This is a genomic window from Pseudonocardia sp. D17 (assembly GCF_036984265.1).
Lineage (GTDB): Bacteria > Actinomycetota > Actinomycetes > Mycobacteriales > Pseudonocardiaceae > Pseudonocardia > Pseudonocardia benzenivorans.
The window spans coordinates 41,376-55,467 of sequence record NZ_BPRG01000030.1 but is presented as its reverse complement, the minus strand read 5'-3'; the positions used below and the strand labels follow the sequence as shown (position 1 = coordinate 55,467).

The 14,092-nt window shown below is 74.4% G+C and carries 13 protein-coding genes; 2 read left to right on the top strand and 11 right to left on the bottom strand.

The genetic code is table 11. The annotated features are described in order from the left end of the window. Positions 1-3 precede the first annotated feature (3 nt). Together rsmD and PSD17_RS04335 are read right to left on the bottom strand one after the other, a co-directional pair. Positions 4-567, bottom strand: a complete 564-nt coding sequence (gene rsmD / locus PSD17_RS04340) for a 16S rRNA (guanine(966)-N(2))-methyltransferase RsmD (RefSeq protein ID WP_013676827.1) — start codon at positions 565-567, stop codon at positions 4-6. Between the two features lie 7 nt (positions 568-574). Further along, entirely contained in the window at positions 575-3,952 is a 3,378-nt protein-coding gene (locus tag PSD17_RS04335; RefSeq protein WP_339121686.1) for a pyruvate carboxylase, read from the bottom strand. Between the two features lie 308 nt (positions 3,953-4,260). On the opposite strand from PSD17_RS04335, the gene PSD17_RS04330 reads away from it, so the two are divergent. Beyond that, positions 4,261-5,127 (top strand): DUF2786 domain-containing protein, encoded by an 867-nt coding sequence (locus tag PSD17_RS04330; protein ID WP_143770596.1) that lies wholly within the window; start codon positions 4,261-4,263, stop codon positions 5,125-5,127. An 18-nt stretch (positions 5,128-5,145) separates the two neighbouring features. On the opposite strand, the gene PSD17_RS04325 is transcribed toward PSD17_RS04330, so the two are convergent. Together PSD17_RS04325 and PSD17_RS04320 are read right to left on the bottom strand one after the other, a co-directional pair. Beyond that, positions 5,146-7,350, bottom strand: a complete 2,205-nt coding sequence (locus PSD17_RS04325; RefSeq protein ID WP_339121736.1) for an ATP-dependent DNA helicase RecG — start codon at positions 7,348-7,350, stop codon at positions 5,146-5,148. Positions 7,351-7,441: 91 nt separating this feature from the next. Then, positions 7,442-9,100 (bottom strand): DAK2 domain-containing protein, encoded by a 1,659-nt coding sequence (locus PSD17_RS04320; RefSeq protein WP_103383607.1) that lies wholly within the window; start codon positions 9,098-9,100, stop codon positions 7,442-7,444. A 139-nt stretch (positions 9,101-9,239) separates the two neighbouring features. Here PSD17_RS04320 and rpmB point away from each other — a divergent pair, with 139 nt between their 5' ends. After that, positions 9,240-9,431: a 50S ribosomal protein L28 gene (gene rpmB, locus PSD17_RS04315; RefSeq protein WP_013676832.1), complete on the top strand. Its 192-nt coding sequence runs from the start codon at positions 9,240-9,242 to the stop codon at positions 9,429-9,431. A 208-nt stretch (positions 9,432-9,639) separates the two neighbouring features. Here rpmB and PSD17_RS04310 read toward each other — a convergent pair whose 3' ends face one another. The 7 genes from PSD17_RS04310 to PSD17_RS04280 all read right to left on the bottom strand — a co-directional run bounded on the left by PSD17_RS04310 (position 9,640) and on the right by PSD17_RS04280 (position 14,091). Next, a complete protein-coding gene (locus PSD17_RS04310) occupies positions 9,640-10,320 on the bottom strand; it encodes a uracil-DNA glycosylase (RefSeq protein ID WP_339121683.1) in 681 nt (226 codons plus the stop codon). Further along, on the bottom strand, positions 10,320-10,844 hold the full coding sequence (locus PSD17_RS04305; protein WP_013676834.1) for a gamma carbonic anhydrase family protein: 525 nt from the start codon (positions 10,842-10,844) through the stop codon (positions 10,320-10,322). The genes PSD17_RS04310 and PSD17_RS04305 overlap by 1 nt, the downstream gene beginning before the upstream one ends. A gap of 9 nt (positions 10,845-10,853) precedes the next feature. Beyond that, positions 10,854-11,231, bottom strand: coding sequence for a monovalent cation/H(+) antiporter subunit G (gene mnhG / locus PSD17_RS04300; RefSeq protein ID WP_013676835.1), 378 nt, complete (start codon positions 11,229-11,231; stop codon positions 10,854-10,856). After that, complete coding sequence (locus PSD17_RS04295; RefSeq protein ID WP_013676836.1) at positions 11,228-11,494, bottom strand: monovalent cation/H+ antiporter complex subunit F; 267 nt, start codon at positions 11,492-11,494, stop codon at positions 11,228-11,230. The genes mnhG and PSD17_RS04295 overlap by 4 nt, the downstream gene beginning before the upstream one ends. After that, complete coding sequence (locus PSD17_RS04290) at positions 11,491-12,039, bottom strand: Na+/H+ antiporter subunit E (RefSeq protein WP_013676837.1); 549 nt, start codon at positions 12,037-12,039, stop codon at positions 11,491-11,493. Before PSD17_RS04290 ends, PSD17_RS04295 begins: the two co-directional genes overlap by 4 nt. A 73-nt stretch (positions 12,040-12,112) precedes the next feature. Beyond that, on the bottom strand, positions 12,113-13,639 hold the full coding sequence (locus tag PSD17_RS04285; protein ID WP_013676838.1) for a Na+/H+ antiporter subunit D: 1,527 nt from the start codon (positions 13,637-13,639) through the stop codon (positions 12,113-12,115). A 2-nt stretch (positions 13,640-13,641) separates the two neighbouring features. Further along, entirely contained in the window at positions 13,642-14,091 is a 450-nt protein-coding gene (locus PSD17_RS04280; protein WP_083845478.1) for an NADH-quinone oxidoreductase subunit K, read from the bottom strand. Between the last annotated feature and the right edge of the window lies 1 nt (position 14,092).

Below are 14,092 nucleotides of genomic sequence, written 5' to 3'. Positions count from 1 at the left end.
AGATCACGAGGCCGGACCGTACCGGACCCCGACGTGCAGCACCGTGTCCCCGTAACGGCGCTCACGCCGCCCCTCGAAACCCTCCGGCCAGCCGAACGACCCGGACCGGGCGTCCCGCTCCACGACGACGACCGTCTGCTCGGCCAGCCAGCCGCCGCGGGCGGCCGCGCTGAGCCAGGCCGCGATCTCCGTGTCGGGCACGGCGTAGGGCGGGTCGGCGAGCACGACGTCGAAACGCCCGCGCGGGGCGCCCGCCAGCGCCGCCGCCACCGTCGCGGCGACGACCTCTCCCCCGAGCCCGAGTTCGGAGACGTTGCGCCGCAGGATGTTCGCCGCCTTCTTGTCGGACTCGACGAACACCGCGTGCGCCGCGCCGCGCGACAGCGCCTCCAACCCGAGCGCGCCCGAGCCCGCGCAGAGGTCGAGCACGCGCGCGCCGTCGAGGCCCGGGTCGGCGTCGAGCGCGCTGAACAGTGCCTCGCGCACGCGGTCGGACGTCGGCCGGGTGCCGCGGGGCGGCACGACGAGGCGCCGCCCCCCGGCCCGGCCGGCGATGATCCGCGTCACGGCCCCGTCACGAGATCTCCAGCAGCAGGTCGCCGCCCTCGACCTGCTGGACCTTCCCGATCGCGAGCCGCTCGACGGTGCCCGCCTTCTGCGCGGTGATCGACGCCTCCATCTTCATGGCCTCGATCGTCGCGACGGTCTGCCCGGCGTCGACCTGGTCGCCCTCGCCGACCTGGAGCGTCACCACGCCCGCGAACGGGGCGGCGACGTGGCGGTCGTTGCCGCGCTCGGCCTTCTCGGCGGCCTTGACGTCGGTGGCCACCGAGCGGTCGCGCACCGAGACCGGGCGCAGCTGGCCGTTGAGCGTGGTCAGCACGGTGCGGATGCCGCGCTCGTCGGGTTCGGAGATCGCCTCCAGCTCGATGATCAGGTCGACGCCGCGGTCGATGGGGGCGGAGTGCTCGACCTCGGGCTCGAGACCGTAGAAGTAGTCCTTGCTCGACAGCACGCTCGTGTCGCCGTAGTCCTCGCGGTGGGTCTCGAACTCCTTGGTCGGGCCGGGGAACAGCAGCCGGTTGAGCGTGCGGCGGCGGTCCTCGCGCAGCCCGCGGCGGTCGTCGATCGACAGCTCGGCCGGCTCGTGCTCGGGCTTGCGCCCCTCCAGCGCCCGGGTCCGGAACGGCTCGGGCCAGCCGCCGGGCGGGTCACCCAGCTCGCCGCGCAGGAAGCCGATCACCGAGTCGGGCACGTCGAACTTGGCGGGGTCGGACTCGAAGTCGGCCGGGTCGACGCCCGCGCCGACCAGGTGCAGCGCCAGGTCACCGACGACCTTCGACGACGGCGTCACCTTCACCAGCCGGCCCAGCATCCGGTCGGCCGCGGCGTAGCAGTCCTCGATCAGCTCGAAGCGGTCGCCCAGGCCGAGCGCGATGGCCTGCTGGCGCAGGTTGGACAGCTGCCCGCCCGGGATCTCGTGGTGGTAGACCCGACCCGTCGGGGACGCGAGCCCGGACTCGAACGGCGCGTAGACCTTGCGGACCGCCTCCCAGTACGGCTCCAGGTCGCCGACCGCCTGCAGCGACAGGCCCGTCTCCCGCTCGGTGTGGTCGGTGGCCGCGACCAGCGCGGAGAGCGACGGCTGGCTCGTCGTGCCCGCCATGCTCGCGACCGCCGCGTCGACCGCGTCGACCCCGGCGTCGATCGCCGCCGTCAACGTCGCGAGCTGGCCGCCCGCGGTGTCGTGGGTGTGCAGGTGCACCGGCAGGTCGAACCGCTCGCGCAGCGCCGTGACCAGCGTCCGCGCCGCCGGCGGGCGCAGCAGGCCCGCCATGTCCTTGATCGCCAGGACGTGCGCGCCCGCGTCGACGATCTGCTCGGCCAGCCGCAGGTAGTAGTCCAGCGTGTAGAGCGTCTCGCCCGGGTCGGACAGGTCCGCGGTGTAGCACAGCGCCACCTCGGCGAGGCTGGTCCCGGTCTCGCGGACCGCGGCGATCGCCGGGCGCATCTGCTCGACGTCGTTGAGGGCGTCGAAGATCCGGAAGATGTCCATCCCCGTCGCGGCCGCCTCGGCGACGAACGCGTCGGTCACCTCGGTCGGGTACGGCGTGTAGCCGACCGTGTTGCGCCCGCGCAGCAGCATCTGCGTGCACACGTTCGGCACCGCCTCGCGCAGCGCCGCCAGCCGCTCCCACGGGTCCTCGGCCAGGAACCGCAGCGCGACGTCGTAGGTCGCCCCGCCCCAGCACTCCAGCGACAGCAGCTGCGGCGCCGTCCGCGCCACGTACGGGGCGACCGCGAGCAGGTCACGGGTCCGCACCCGCGTCGCCAGCAGCGACTGGTGCGCGTCGCGGAACGTCGTGTCGGTGACGGCGACGGCGGTCTGCTCGCGCAGCCGCGCCGCGAAGCCCTCGGGCCCGAGCTCGCGCAGCAGCTGGCGCGACCCGTCGGGCGCGGGGGCCTTCAGGTCGACCCGCGGCAGCTTGTCGGTGGGCTCGACGACCTTGGGCCGCGGCCCGTTCGGCTTGTTGACGGTGATGTCGGCGAGGTAGTTGAGCAGCCGCGTGCCGCGGTCGGCCGACGGGCGGGCGTTGAGCAGGTGCGGCCGGTCCTCGATGAAGCTGGTCGTGACCCGGCCCTGCTGGAAGTCGGGGTCGTTGAGCACCGCCGCCAGGAACGGCAGGTTCGACGACACCCCCCGGATGCGGAACTCCGCGATCGCCCGCCGCGCCCGGCGCACCGCGTTGGAGAAGTCGTGGCCGTGGCAGGTCAGCTTGACCAGCATCGAGTCGAAGTGCGCACTGACCTCGGCCCCGGTGTGGGTCGTGCCGCCGTCGAGCCGCACGCCCGGGCCGCCCGGGGACCGGTACGCGCTGATCGTCCCGGTGTCGGGGCGGAACCCGTTGGCCGGGTCCTCGGTGGTGACGCGGCACTGCAGCGCCGCACCCGACAGCGTCACCTGGTCCTGGGTGAGCCGCAGCGACGGCAGCGTCGCCCCCGCCGCGATGCGCAGCTGCGCGATCACCAGGTCGCGGTCGGTGACCTGCTCGGTGACCGTGTGCTCCACCTGGATGCGCGGGTTCATCTCGATGAAGACGTGGTTGCCGCGCTCGTCGAGCAGGAACTCGACGGTGCCCGCGTTGACGTAGCCGATGTGGCGGGCGAACGCGACCGCGTCGGCGCAGATCCGGTCCCGGAGCTCCGGGTCGAGGTTCGGCGCCGGGGCGATCTCGATGACCTTCTGGTGGCGCCGCTGCACCGAGCAGTCGCGCTCGTAGAGGTGCACCACGTCGCCCTGGCCGTCGGCGAGGATCTGCACCTCGATGTGCCGCGGGTTGACCACGGCCTGCTCCAGGAACACCGTCGCGTCGCCGAAGGCCGACTCGGCCTCGCGCATCGCCGCCTCGATCGCGTCCCGCAGGTCTCCCGGCTCCGCGACGCGGCGCATGCCGCGCCCGCCACCACCGGCGACGGCCTTGACGAAGATCGGGAAGCCGATCTCGTCGGCGGCGGCGACCAGCGCGTCGACATCGGTGCCCGGCTCGCTCGAACGCAGGACCGCCACACCGGCCTCGCGCGCCGCCGCGACGGCGCGGGCCTTGTTGCCGGTCAGGTGCAGTACCTCGGCGGGCGGCCCGACGAACACGATCCCCGCCGCCTCGCACGCCTCGGCGAGATCGGGGTTCTCCGACAGGAAGCCGTAGCCGGGGTAGATCGCATCGGCACCGGCGCGCCGGGCTGCGGCCACCACCTCGTCGACGGACAGGTAGGCCCGGACGGGGTGGCCGCGCTCGCCGATGAGGTAGGACTCGTCGGCCTTCGCGCGGTGCAGCGAGTTGCGGTCCTCGTGGGGGTAGACCGCGACGGTCGCGATCCCGAGCTCATAGGCCGCGCGGAACGCGCGGATCGCGATCTCGCCCCGGTTGGCGACGAGCACCTTGCCGAACATCGGACTCCCTGGGTCTGGGGGTTGGTGTCCGGGACGGGTGGCGCCCGGGACGCGCGAGATCGTCTCATGGTGCGCCGGTCAGGGCCGCCACGAGAGCGGCCCGTCACCCCCTCCGGGGGCTGCTCCCGGAGCGTCCCCGGGCGACGCACGGGCCCGGAACCGATCCGCATGCGCTCGGCACACGTCCGACCGGGCGACCCTCACGAACGCCGCGTATCGCGCGCTACCCGCTCGGACCAGCGGGGCCGTACGCCGATTCCCCGGTCACGACGATGCGCGACGACCACCTCATCGGGTACCAAGGAGGCATGGGACGGTCTCGCGCGCGAGCAGGGTGGGCGGCCAGGTCGGTCCCGCCGCCGGGACGGATGCGGCACGGCGGCTTCGGCCCGCCGCCGTACGGCCGCTACCGCGGCAGGCCCGGCGCCGGGCCGCTGCAGGGCCACGGGTTCGCGCACTACGGCCGGCCGGTCGGCCCGCGCGTCCCGACGGTGCTCGCGCTCCTGCCCCTCATCCTGATCATGGCCGCGCCGCCGCTGCTGTTCATGGGCTGGGCGACCAGTGGCATGATCTTCCCGCTGCTGATCTTCGTGAGCATCGCGGCCACCGGCCACCGCCGGCGTCGGATGGCCGCCGCCCAGGTACCGCGGGTCGCCGCGCGCCCGGTGCCGCCGCGCGCCCCGCAGCCCCCGCCGTGGCAGGTGGCCAAGAAGCGGTTCGACGCGCTGCGCACCCACTACGCCGCCTACGAGTGCGACCCGATGGCCGTGCTGCGGCTGCCCGCGCTGTGCGACGTCACCGTCCCCAGCACCGCGCGGTTCGTCGACGCGTTCGCCGAGGCCCAGGCCCTGGAGACCGACGCGCCGCCGCCCCCGGAGCACGCACGGTCGTTCATCGCGGCCGTCGAGCGCGCCGACCGGGCGTGGCGGGCCGCGATCGACGCCGCCGAGCGCATCCGGCTGTCGAACCTCACGCCCGAGGAGCGCGGCAGCGTCGAGCGGATCATCAAGCTCCTGACGACGGCCCGCGACTCCGACAGCGAGGCCGAGCGGCTCGCCGCCTACGCCAAGGCCCGCTCCGAGCTGAGCAGGCTCGACCGTGCCGGCGTCATCCACCTGCCGAAGACGGCGGTGGCCGCCCTCGACGCCGAGTCGCGCGGGCAGCTCTCCGCCTGAGCTGAGCGCCGGCAGGGCTCACACCTTCGACAGGAACTCGGCCTGCTCCTCGTCGCCGACGACCTGGCGCGCGAGCGTCCGCAGGCCCGGGTGCCCGGCCAGGTCGGGATCGTGGTCGACGATGTCGGTGGCGTACACCCGCGCCTTCTCGATGACCGTCTCGTGGCGCAGCAGCGACAGGAGCTTGAGCGTCGACCGCTTGCCCGACTGCACCGCGCCCAGCACGTCGCCCTCCCGCCGCAGCTCCAGGTCGAGCCGGGCGAGCTCGAAACCGTCGGTGGTCGACGCGATCGCGTCGAGGCGCTCGCGCGCCGTGGTGCCGGCGGGCACGTCGGTGACGAGCAGGCACACGCCCGGCGCCTCGCCACGGCCGACCCGGCCGCGCAGCTGGTGCAGCTGTGACAGGCCGAACCGGTCGGCGTCGAGGATGACCATCCCCGTCGAGTTGGGGACGTCGACGCCGACCTCGATCACCGTCGTCGCGACCAGGACGTCGATCTCCCCCGCCTCGAAGGCCCGCATCGTGGCGTCCTTCTCGTCGGCCGGGAGCTTGCCGTGCAGGATCCCCAGCCGCAGCCCCGCGAGCGGACCCTCGGCGAGCTTCGGCGCGACCTCCAGCACCGCGAGCGGCGGGCGGCGGGCCCCGTCGTCGGAGCCGGCGCCTCCACCGACGTCGGGGTCGGGGTCGTCGAGGTCGACGAGCTCGCCCTCGAAGAGATCGCCGTCGTCGGCCTTCGCGGGGTCGCCGCCGACCCGCGGGCACACGACGTAGACCTGGTGACCGTCGGCGACCTCCTCGCGGATGCGCTGCCACACCCGCTCCAGCCACGCGGGTTTCTCCCCCGCGGGCACGACCGTCGTGCTGATCGGCGAGCGGCCCCGGGGCAGCTCCGTGAGCGCCGAGACCTCGAGGTCGCCGTAGACGGTCATCGCCACGGTCCGCGGGATCGGCGTCGCGGTCATGACCAGCATGTGCGGGGTGCGCTCGCCGCGCCCGCGCAGCGCGTCGCGCTGCTCGACGCCGAACCGGTGCTGCTCGTCGACCACGACGAGGCCCAGGTCCGCGAAGCTCACCTTGTCCTGGATCAGCGCGTGCGTCCCGACGACGATCCCCGCCGCGCCCGACTGCACGTCGAGCATCGCCTGCCGGCGCGCCGCGGTGCCCAGCGAGCCCGTGAGCAGGGTGATCCTGGTGGCCTCCTCGGCGCCGTCGAGCTCGCCCGCCCGGCCGAGGGGGCCGAGCAGCGACCGCAGCGACCGGGCGTGCTGGGCGGCGAGCACCTCCGTCGGCGCCAGCATCGCGGCCTGCCGCCCGCTGTCGACGACCTGCAGCATCGCCCGCAGCGCCACGACCGTCTTGCCCGCGCCGACGTCGCCCTGCACGAGCCGGTTCATCGGCGTCTCGCGGGCGAGGTCGGCCGCGATCTCGGTGCCGACGGCGCGCTGACCGTCGGTGAGCGCGAACGGGAGCCGGGCATCGAACGCGTCGAGCAGGCCGCCCGCCCGCGGCGGGCTCGCCGTGCCGGGCCGCTCGGTGGCGTGCCGGCGCCGCAGTGCCAGCGCGAGCTGGACGCCGAGCGCCTCGTCCCAGACCAGGCGGGCGCGGGCCGCGTGGTGGTCGGCCTCGGTCTCGGGCAGGTGGATGCGCCGCAGCGCCCGGCCCAGCTCCGGCAGCTTCTCCCGGCGACGGATGTCCTCCGGCAGCGGGTCGGTCGGGTCGTCGAGCTGGTCGAGCACCTGGCGCACGCAGCGGGCGATGTCCCAGGAGTTGAGCTTGTCGACCGCCGGGTAGACCGACACGAACGGCCGGACGTCCTCGCCCTCCTCCAGCGGCTCGAACTCGGGATGGGTGAGCTGCAGCTGGCTCTGGAAGACCCCGACCTTGCCGGAGAACAGCGCCCGCACCCCGGGCGTGAGCACGTGGGAGACCTTGTAGCCGTTGAAGAACGTGCACGAGAGCCGGCCGCCCTTGTCGTCGCGGATCACGACGTTGAGCAGCTTGCCGCGACGGCTGCGCATGTCGCGCAACGTCGCCTTCTCCACCTTGGCGACGACGGTGACGTGCTCGCCGATCTCCAGCCCGCTGATGTCGGAGAGCTTCCCGCGGTCGACGTAGCGGCGCGGGTAGTGCCGCAGCAGGTCGCCGACCGTGTGCAGGTCGAGCCGGGCGGCGAGGGCCTCGGCGGCGCGCTTGCCGAGCGGCCCGTCGAGCCGGGTGTCCATGTCGACGCCGCCGCCCGAGGGCGCGGCGATCCGCAGCGTCATCCGATCCCCGTCATCCGATCCCCGTCCCGATCCCCGTCCCGGAGCACCCTCACTCGACCCCCAGCACCAGCGGGTAGTCGGCCTGGCCGCCGCGGTACACGAGCACGTCGACCTCCGGGTGGGTGCGCCGCAGGTCCTCGGCCAGGCGCTCGCCCAGGTCGGCGTCCGCGTCGGCGCCGAGCAGCGCGGTCACCAGCTCGCCCCCGGCCGTCAGCATGCGGTGAGCCAACCACAGCGCACCGACGGAGAGGTCCGGGGCGATCAGCACGACCTCCCCGTCGCTGATGCCCAGCACGTCGCCGGGCGCGCACTGGCCCACCCAGGTCAGCGCCTCCGACTCCGCGACGAGCAGCCCCCCGGTCCGGGTACCCGCCGCGGCCTCGGCCATCGCGACGACGTCGTCGCCCGGCCGGCGGGCCGGGTCGTGCACCGCGAGCGCCGAGAGTCCCTGCAGCACCGACGACGTCGGGATGACGACGACCTCCTGCCCGTCGCGCCGGGCCGCCGACGCCGCGCGTTCCGCGTGTGCGGTGACCTCCGGGTCGTCGGGCAGCAGCACGACGTGCCGCGCCCGCGTCCCGGCCAGCGCCGCGACGAGCTCGTCGGCGCCGGGCGGCGTGCCGGTCCGCTCGACGACGTCGGCACCCGACTCCCTGGCCAGCTCCGCGACCTCGTCGCCCTCCACGACCATCAGGACCGCGCGCTCGCGGGTGAACCGGCCCCCGTCGGCGGCGGGCACCTGGTCCTCGAAGCGCATCACCGTGACCCGGTGCGGGCGCCCCGCCTCGATCCCCGCCTCGACGGCCGCGCCGATGTCGTTGCAGTGCACGTGGACGTTCCACAGGCCGGTCCCGCCCGCCGTCCCGTCGCCGACGACGGCGACCGAGTCGCCGACCGCCGTCAGGTCGGCACGCAGTGCGGCGACGCGCTCGTCGTCGGTGCCGTCGAGCAGGAACATCACCTCGTAGGCGAAGGCGTCGGCGCCGCTCTCCCGGCTCGTCGTGAGCGCCTCCGCCCCGCGCGCGGCCCTGACCCGCGAGCGCGGCACGTCCGGCGCCTCGTCGGTGGGCCTGCCCAGCGCCGTGGCCAGCGCGTCGAGCACGACCACCAGCCCGTACCCGCCCGCGTCGACGACGCCCGCCGCGGCCAGCTCGGGCAGCTGCCCCGTGGTCATCCGCAGGGCTGCGACGGCGGCCGCGGTGGCAGCGGCGGCGACCTCGCGCTCGGAGTCGCCCCCGCAGTCGCGGGCGGCCTCGGCGGCGGCCTGCAGCACGCTCAGGACGGTGCCCTCCCGCGGCCGGGCCACGGCCGCCCGGGCGAGCCGGTGCGCGCGTTCCAGCCCGGCGCGCAGGGCCCCGGCGTCGACGGCACCGGCCGCGTCCGCGATCGCCTCGGCCATCCCGCGCAGCACCTGGGAGAGGATCACCCCGGAGTTGCCCCGGGCGCCGACGAGCGCCCCCCTGGCCAGCGCCGCGGCGGCCTCCGCGCACCCCGGGCCGTCGGGCGTGGGCGGCCAGCCGTCCTCGCGGAAGCGGCGGCGCAGCTCGTCGCCCGCCGCGCGCATCGTCAGCAGCATGTTGGTGCCGGTGTCGCCGTCGGCGACCGGGAAGACGTTGATGTCGTCGATCTCCGCGCACCGCCGCTCGAGGGCCGCCGTGGACGCCGCCGTCCACCGGCCGAGCAGGGCCGCGTCGATGATCGAGGGCACATCGGGAGGGTAGCGACCGGGGGGTGTGCGACGCGTCCGGCGGGCTGGGTACCCTGGAGGCACTTACGGGGTACCGGCGCACGTCCGCGTCGTGGCCCCGCACCGAGAACATCTCGTCTACCCGCTAGGAGTGACCGACGTGGCTGCCGTCTGCGACGTCTGTGGCAAGGGTCCGGGCTTCGGCATGTCCGTCTCGCACTCGCACCGCCGCACCCACCGCCGCTGGAACCCGAACATCCAGACCGTGCGCACCCGCGACGCCGGCAACAACAAGCGCCGGCAGAACGTGTGCACCTCGTGCCTGAAGGCCGGCAAGGTGACGCGCGGCTGACGCCACAGCACCTCTGCGCGAGGGCGGTCCCGGACATCGGGGCCGCCCTCTCGCACGTCCGGGCCCGCCGCGGACCCCAGGACGGGCGGCAGGACGCGTCAGGACCGGCGACCGCGGCGTGCGCCGGCTCCGCCCCCGGACGTGTCACCTGCGCGCCGCCGCGATCTCACGACCCGCTCACGAACCGGCGCGCAGGCCCGGCGAGCGGTCAGGGCAGCTTCCAGTCGACCGGCTCGCCGCCGAGCTCCTCGAGCAGGTCGTTGGCGCGGGAGAAGGGCCGGGAGCCGAAGAAGCCGCGGTCGGCCGACATCGGGCTGGGGTGGGCCGACTCGATGCACGGCACGTCGTCGAGCAGGGGCAACAGGTTGCGGGCGTCGCGGCCCCACAGGATCGCGACCATGGGCTGGGCGTCGCGCGCGACGAGGGCGCGGATCGCCTGCTCCGTGACCGCCTCCCAGCCCTTCCCGCGGTGCGAGCCGGGGGTGCCGGGCTCGACCGTCAGCACCCTGTTGAGCAGCAGCACGCCCTGCTGCGCCCACGGCGTCAGGTCGCCCGTCGAGGGCGTGGGATGGCCCAGGTCGTCGGAGTACTCGCGGAAGATGTTGGCCAGCGACCGCGGCACCGGGCGGGTCTCGGGCGCCACGGAGAACGAGAGCCCGACAGCGTGCCCCGGCGTCGGGTACGGGTCCTGCCCGACGATCAGCACCCGCACGTCGTCGAAGGGCTGGGTGAAGGCGCGCAGGATGTTCGCCCCGGCCGGCAGGTAACGGCGGCCCGCGGCCATCTCGGCGCGCAGGAACTCGCCCATCGCGGCGATGACGGGCGCGACCGGCTCCAGCGCCTGCGCCCACCCGGCCTCGACGACCTCGTGCAGGGGCTTGGCCGGCATCAGGGCTCCAGCCGCCGCAGCCCGGCGCGGAACCGCCTGCTGCGCTCGACGTAGGACCCGACCGCGTACTCCCACTGGTCGTCGGGCACCTCGTGGCCCTCGCGGACCCGCGCGGGCACGCCGAGCGCCATCGCCCGGTCCGGGATCACCGCGTTCGGCGACACGACGGCGCCGGCGGCGACGACCGCGCCCTTGCCGACGGTCGAGCCGTTGAGCACCACCGACCCCGACGAGATGAGCGCCCGGTCGCCGATCGTCGCGGCCTCGATGTGGACGTTGTGCCCGACGGTGCACTCGTCGCCGATCAGGGTCGGCTGCCGTGCCGTCGTGTGGATGATCGTCCCGTCCTGGATGCTCGTCCGGGCACCGACGACGATGTAGCCGTCGTCGCCGCGCAGCACGGCCGTGGGCCACACCGATGCCTCGGCCCCGAGCCGCACGTCGCCGATGACGACGGCGTCGGGGTGCACGTAGGCGTCGGGGTGGATGTCGGGCACCAGGTCGCCGAGAGCGTAGATGGGCACCCGGCGAGCTTAGGACGGCCCTCCGCCACCGCCTCGCGGGGTCGGGCCGGGCGGGTCGTCGTCGCGTGCCATGGGGTCGGCGAGCTCGTCGACGACGAGCGTGTCCCGGCGCAGCGTCCCCGACCGGTAGGCCGAGCGCCCCACGATCTGCGACAGCACCGGCGCCGTGATGACCTGAAACAGGATGACCAGCAGCAGCGTCGCGGCGCTCTCGAACTCCACCTGCACCGCCGTGCCGAGGAGGATGAGCAGCAGCCCGAGCGTCTGCGGCTTCGTGGCGGCCTGCAGCCGCGAGGGGACGTCGGGGAACCGGACCAGCCCGAGCGCGCCGAGCAGGCTCGCCGCCGCGCCGGTGAGCAGCAGCACCGACGTCACGATGTCCTTCACCGGTGCCGCTCCCGTCGTTCGACGAGCCGGGCCGCCGTCGCCGAGCCGACGAAGCCGATCAGCGCCACGGCCGCGAGCAGCGGGATGTTGGAGCTGTCCCGGTTGACCGCGACGTACACCGCGCCCCCGCAGACGATGACCACGACGAGGACGTCGAGCGCGGTGATCCGGTCGAGGGTGGTGGGCCCGCGCAGCAGCCGCAGCGTGGTCAGCAGGGCGGCGGCGGCGAGCATCGCCAGGGTCAGGGTGAACACGACGGTCATGGGGCGCTCCTGTACCGGGCCGCGGCCAGCCCGCGGTCGCTCGCGGCCAGCTCGTCGGCGGTGCCGAGGGCGGCGATCACCTTGCGCTGCAGGACGAGCACCTCGCGGCGGACGCGTTCGACGGCGCCGTCGCCACCGACGCCGAGCGCGTAGACCCAGAACGTCGCCCGGGTCCGGTCGATCTGCAGGACGTAGCTGCCCGGGGTGAGTGCGACCGCCCCGGCGAGCACGGCGACGACCCGCGCCGAGTGCGCCAGCAACGGCACCGCGATGATCGCCGCCGCCGGCCCACGGCCGCCGCCGCGCAGTGTCTCCCACCCGATCTGCACCCCCGACCGCAGCAGGTCGAGCGCCACGAACGACGCCAGCGACAACAGCCGCAGCGGCCGGACCGGAATCGGGTCGCGCATGGGCGGCAACGGGAACAGCCACGCCACCAGCACGGCGACGAGCACCCCGCCGACGATCGTCGCGGGCCGCAGCGTCCCCCACAGCAGCACCCAGACGACGGTCAGCCAGAACACCTGCCGCACCCGGTGACTCATGATCGCACTCCCCCGCTGCGCGGGCCCGGCGTTGCGCGCAGGCGCCGTGTCGATGCGTCTCTCGCACGCTCGCTCATCGGGCACCCTCCTGTCCGAGGACCGCACCCAGGTACGGGGTGCGGGCGACGAGGTCGTCCCCGGCGCGGGTCGTCACCGCCGACAGCGGCCCGGCCGCGGCCGCGATCGTGAGGCTCACGGCCACGAGCGCTGCCGTCGCGACGTACATGGGGGTGGCCGTGCGCGCGGTCCCGACGACGAGGTCGTCGTCGGGGTCGTTGTCGGGCAGCGGTTCGCGCGGCTCGCCCCAGAACACCCGCACCCACACCCGCACGACGGCGTAGAGCGTCAGCAGGCTGGCGAGGATGACGATCCCGGCGACGACACTCGTCGCGACCCCGTCGCCCGCACCCGCCTGCAGCAGCGCGAGCTTGGCGACGAACCCCGACGTCGGCGGCACCCCCGCCAGGGTCAGCGCGGGGATCGCGAACAGCACCGCGAGCAGCGGGGCCCGCTTCGCCAGACCGCCCATGGCGTCGATCGACACGGTGCCGGTGCGCCGCGTGATGAGCCCGGAGACGAGAAAGAGCGTGGCCTGCACGGTGATGTGGTGGACGACGTAGAGCGCGGTCCCCCCGGCACCCGCCGCGTCGGTCACCGCGAGCCCGAAGATCATGAACCCGATGTGGCTGACCAGCAGGAACGACAGGATCCGGTTGAGGTCGTTCTGCGCGAGCGCGCCCAGCACCCCGACGATCATCGTCACCGAGGCCAGCACGAGCAGCAGCACGGACGGGTGGCCCTCCGGGAAGATCAGCGTCCGGGTCCGCAGCAGCGCGTAGATGCCGACCTTGGTGAGCAGGCCCGCGAACAGCGCCGTGACGGGGGCGGGAGCGTTGGGATAGCTGTCGGGCAGCCAGAAGTGCAGCGGCACGATCGCCGCCTTGATCCCGAAGGTGACGAGCACGAGCAGCGCCAGGACCGTCTGCAGGCCCGTGGGCAGCGCCGCGACGCGCTCGGCGAGGTCGGCGAGGTTGACGGTGCCGGTGGCCGCGTACACCAGCGCGACCGTCGTCAGGAAGAGCAGCGACGACGTCAGGCTGATGATCACGTACGTCATCCCGGAGCGGATGCGCCGCGCGTCGGTGCGGCGGGTGATCAGCACGTACGACGCGGCGAGCATGATCTCGAACGCGACGAAGAGGCTGAACAGGTCGCCGGTCAGGTACGCGAGCGACACCCCGGCCGAGAGCACCAGGAAGATCGGGTGGAACGTCGTGGACGCGGTGCGCCTGCCGTAGTCGGCGATCCGCTGGTCGATCGCGTAGACCAGCACCGCGAGGGTGACGACCGTCGAGATCAGCAGCAGCAGCGCGGAGAGCCGGTCGGCGACGAGCACGATCCCGACGGGCGCGGCCCAGCCGCCGATCTCGGCGACCACGGGCCCCCCGCGGTCGGCCATGACCAGCAGCACGGCCGCGACGACCGAGACGGCGGCGAGCACGGTGACGCCGATGACCCGCTGCGCCCAGGCCCACCGTCCGACGACGACGGTCGCGCCCGCTCCCAGCAGCGGCAGGAGCACGGGCAGTGCCGGCAGCATGCTCACGACCGGTCCCCCACGGGGTCGCCGGACGCCGCGGCCGAGCCGGGGTCCACACCCACCTCGTCGCCCTGCTCGTCGGCCTCCTCGCCCATCGACGCCGTCGGCGTGCGCCGGCGCGCGATCCGGCGGTCCTCGAGGTCGTCCTGCACCTCGTCGTGGCCCACGAGCACCCACGAGCGGTAGCCGAGCGCGAGCAGGTAGGTCGTCATCGCGAACGTGATGACGACGGCCGTGAGCGCGAGTGCCTGCGGCAGCGGGTCGGCCAGCGGCGCCGAGCCCTCGGCCGACCCGCCGAGGATCGGTGGCCGCGCCGGCGGACCACCGGTGAGCTGGAGCAACAGGTTCGCGCCGTGGCCGAGCACGACGACGCCCAGCAGCACGCGCATGAGCGAGCGCTGCAGCAGCAGGTAGAACCCGACGGCGTAGAGGGCGGCGACGACGACGGCCATC

Bases quoted from the DNA above. Each gene is read 5' to 3' on its own strand.
- PSD17_RS04335 (WP_339121686.1), bottom strand. From the start codon at position 3,952: ATGTTCGGCAAGGTGCTCGTCGCCAACCGGGGCGAGATCGCGATCCGC.
- PSD17_RS04330 (WP_143770596.1), top strand. From the start codon at position 4,261: ATGGGACGGTCTCGCGCGCGAGCAGGGTGGGCGGCCAGGTCGGTCCCG.
- PSD17_RS04325 (WP_339121736.1), bottom strand. From the start codon at position 7,350: ATGGACACCCGGCTCGACGGGCCGCTCGGCAAGCGCGCCGCCGAGGCC.
- PSD17_RS04310 (WP_339121683.1), bottom strand. From the start codon at position 10,320: ATGCCGGCCAAGCCCCTGCACGAGGTCGTCGAGGCCGGGTGGGCGCAG.
- PSD17_RS04295 (WP_013676836.1), bottom strand. From the start codon at position 11,494: ATGACCGTCGTGTTCACCCTGACCCTGGCGATGCTCGCCGCCGCCGCC.
- PSD17_RS04290 (WP_013676837.1), bottom strand. From the start codon at position 12,039: ATGAGTCACCGGGTGCGGCAGGTGTTCTGGCTGACCGTCGTCTGGGTG.
- PSD17_RS04285 (WP_013676838.1), bottom strand. From the start codon at position 13,639: ATGCTGCCGGCACTGCCCGTGCTCCTGCCGCTGCTGGGAGCGGGCGCG.
- PSD17_RS04280 (WP_083845478.1), bottom strand. From the start codon at position 14,091: ATGGCCGTCGTCGTCGCCGCCCTCTACGCCGTCGGGTTCTACCTGCTG.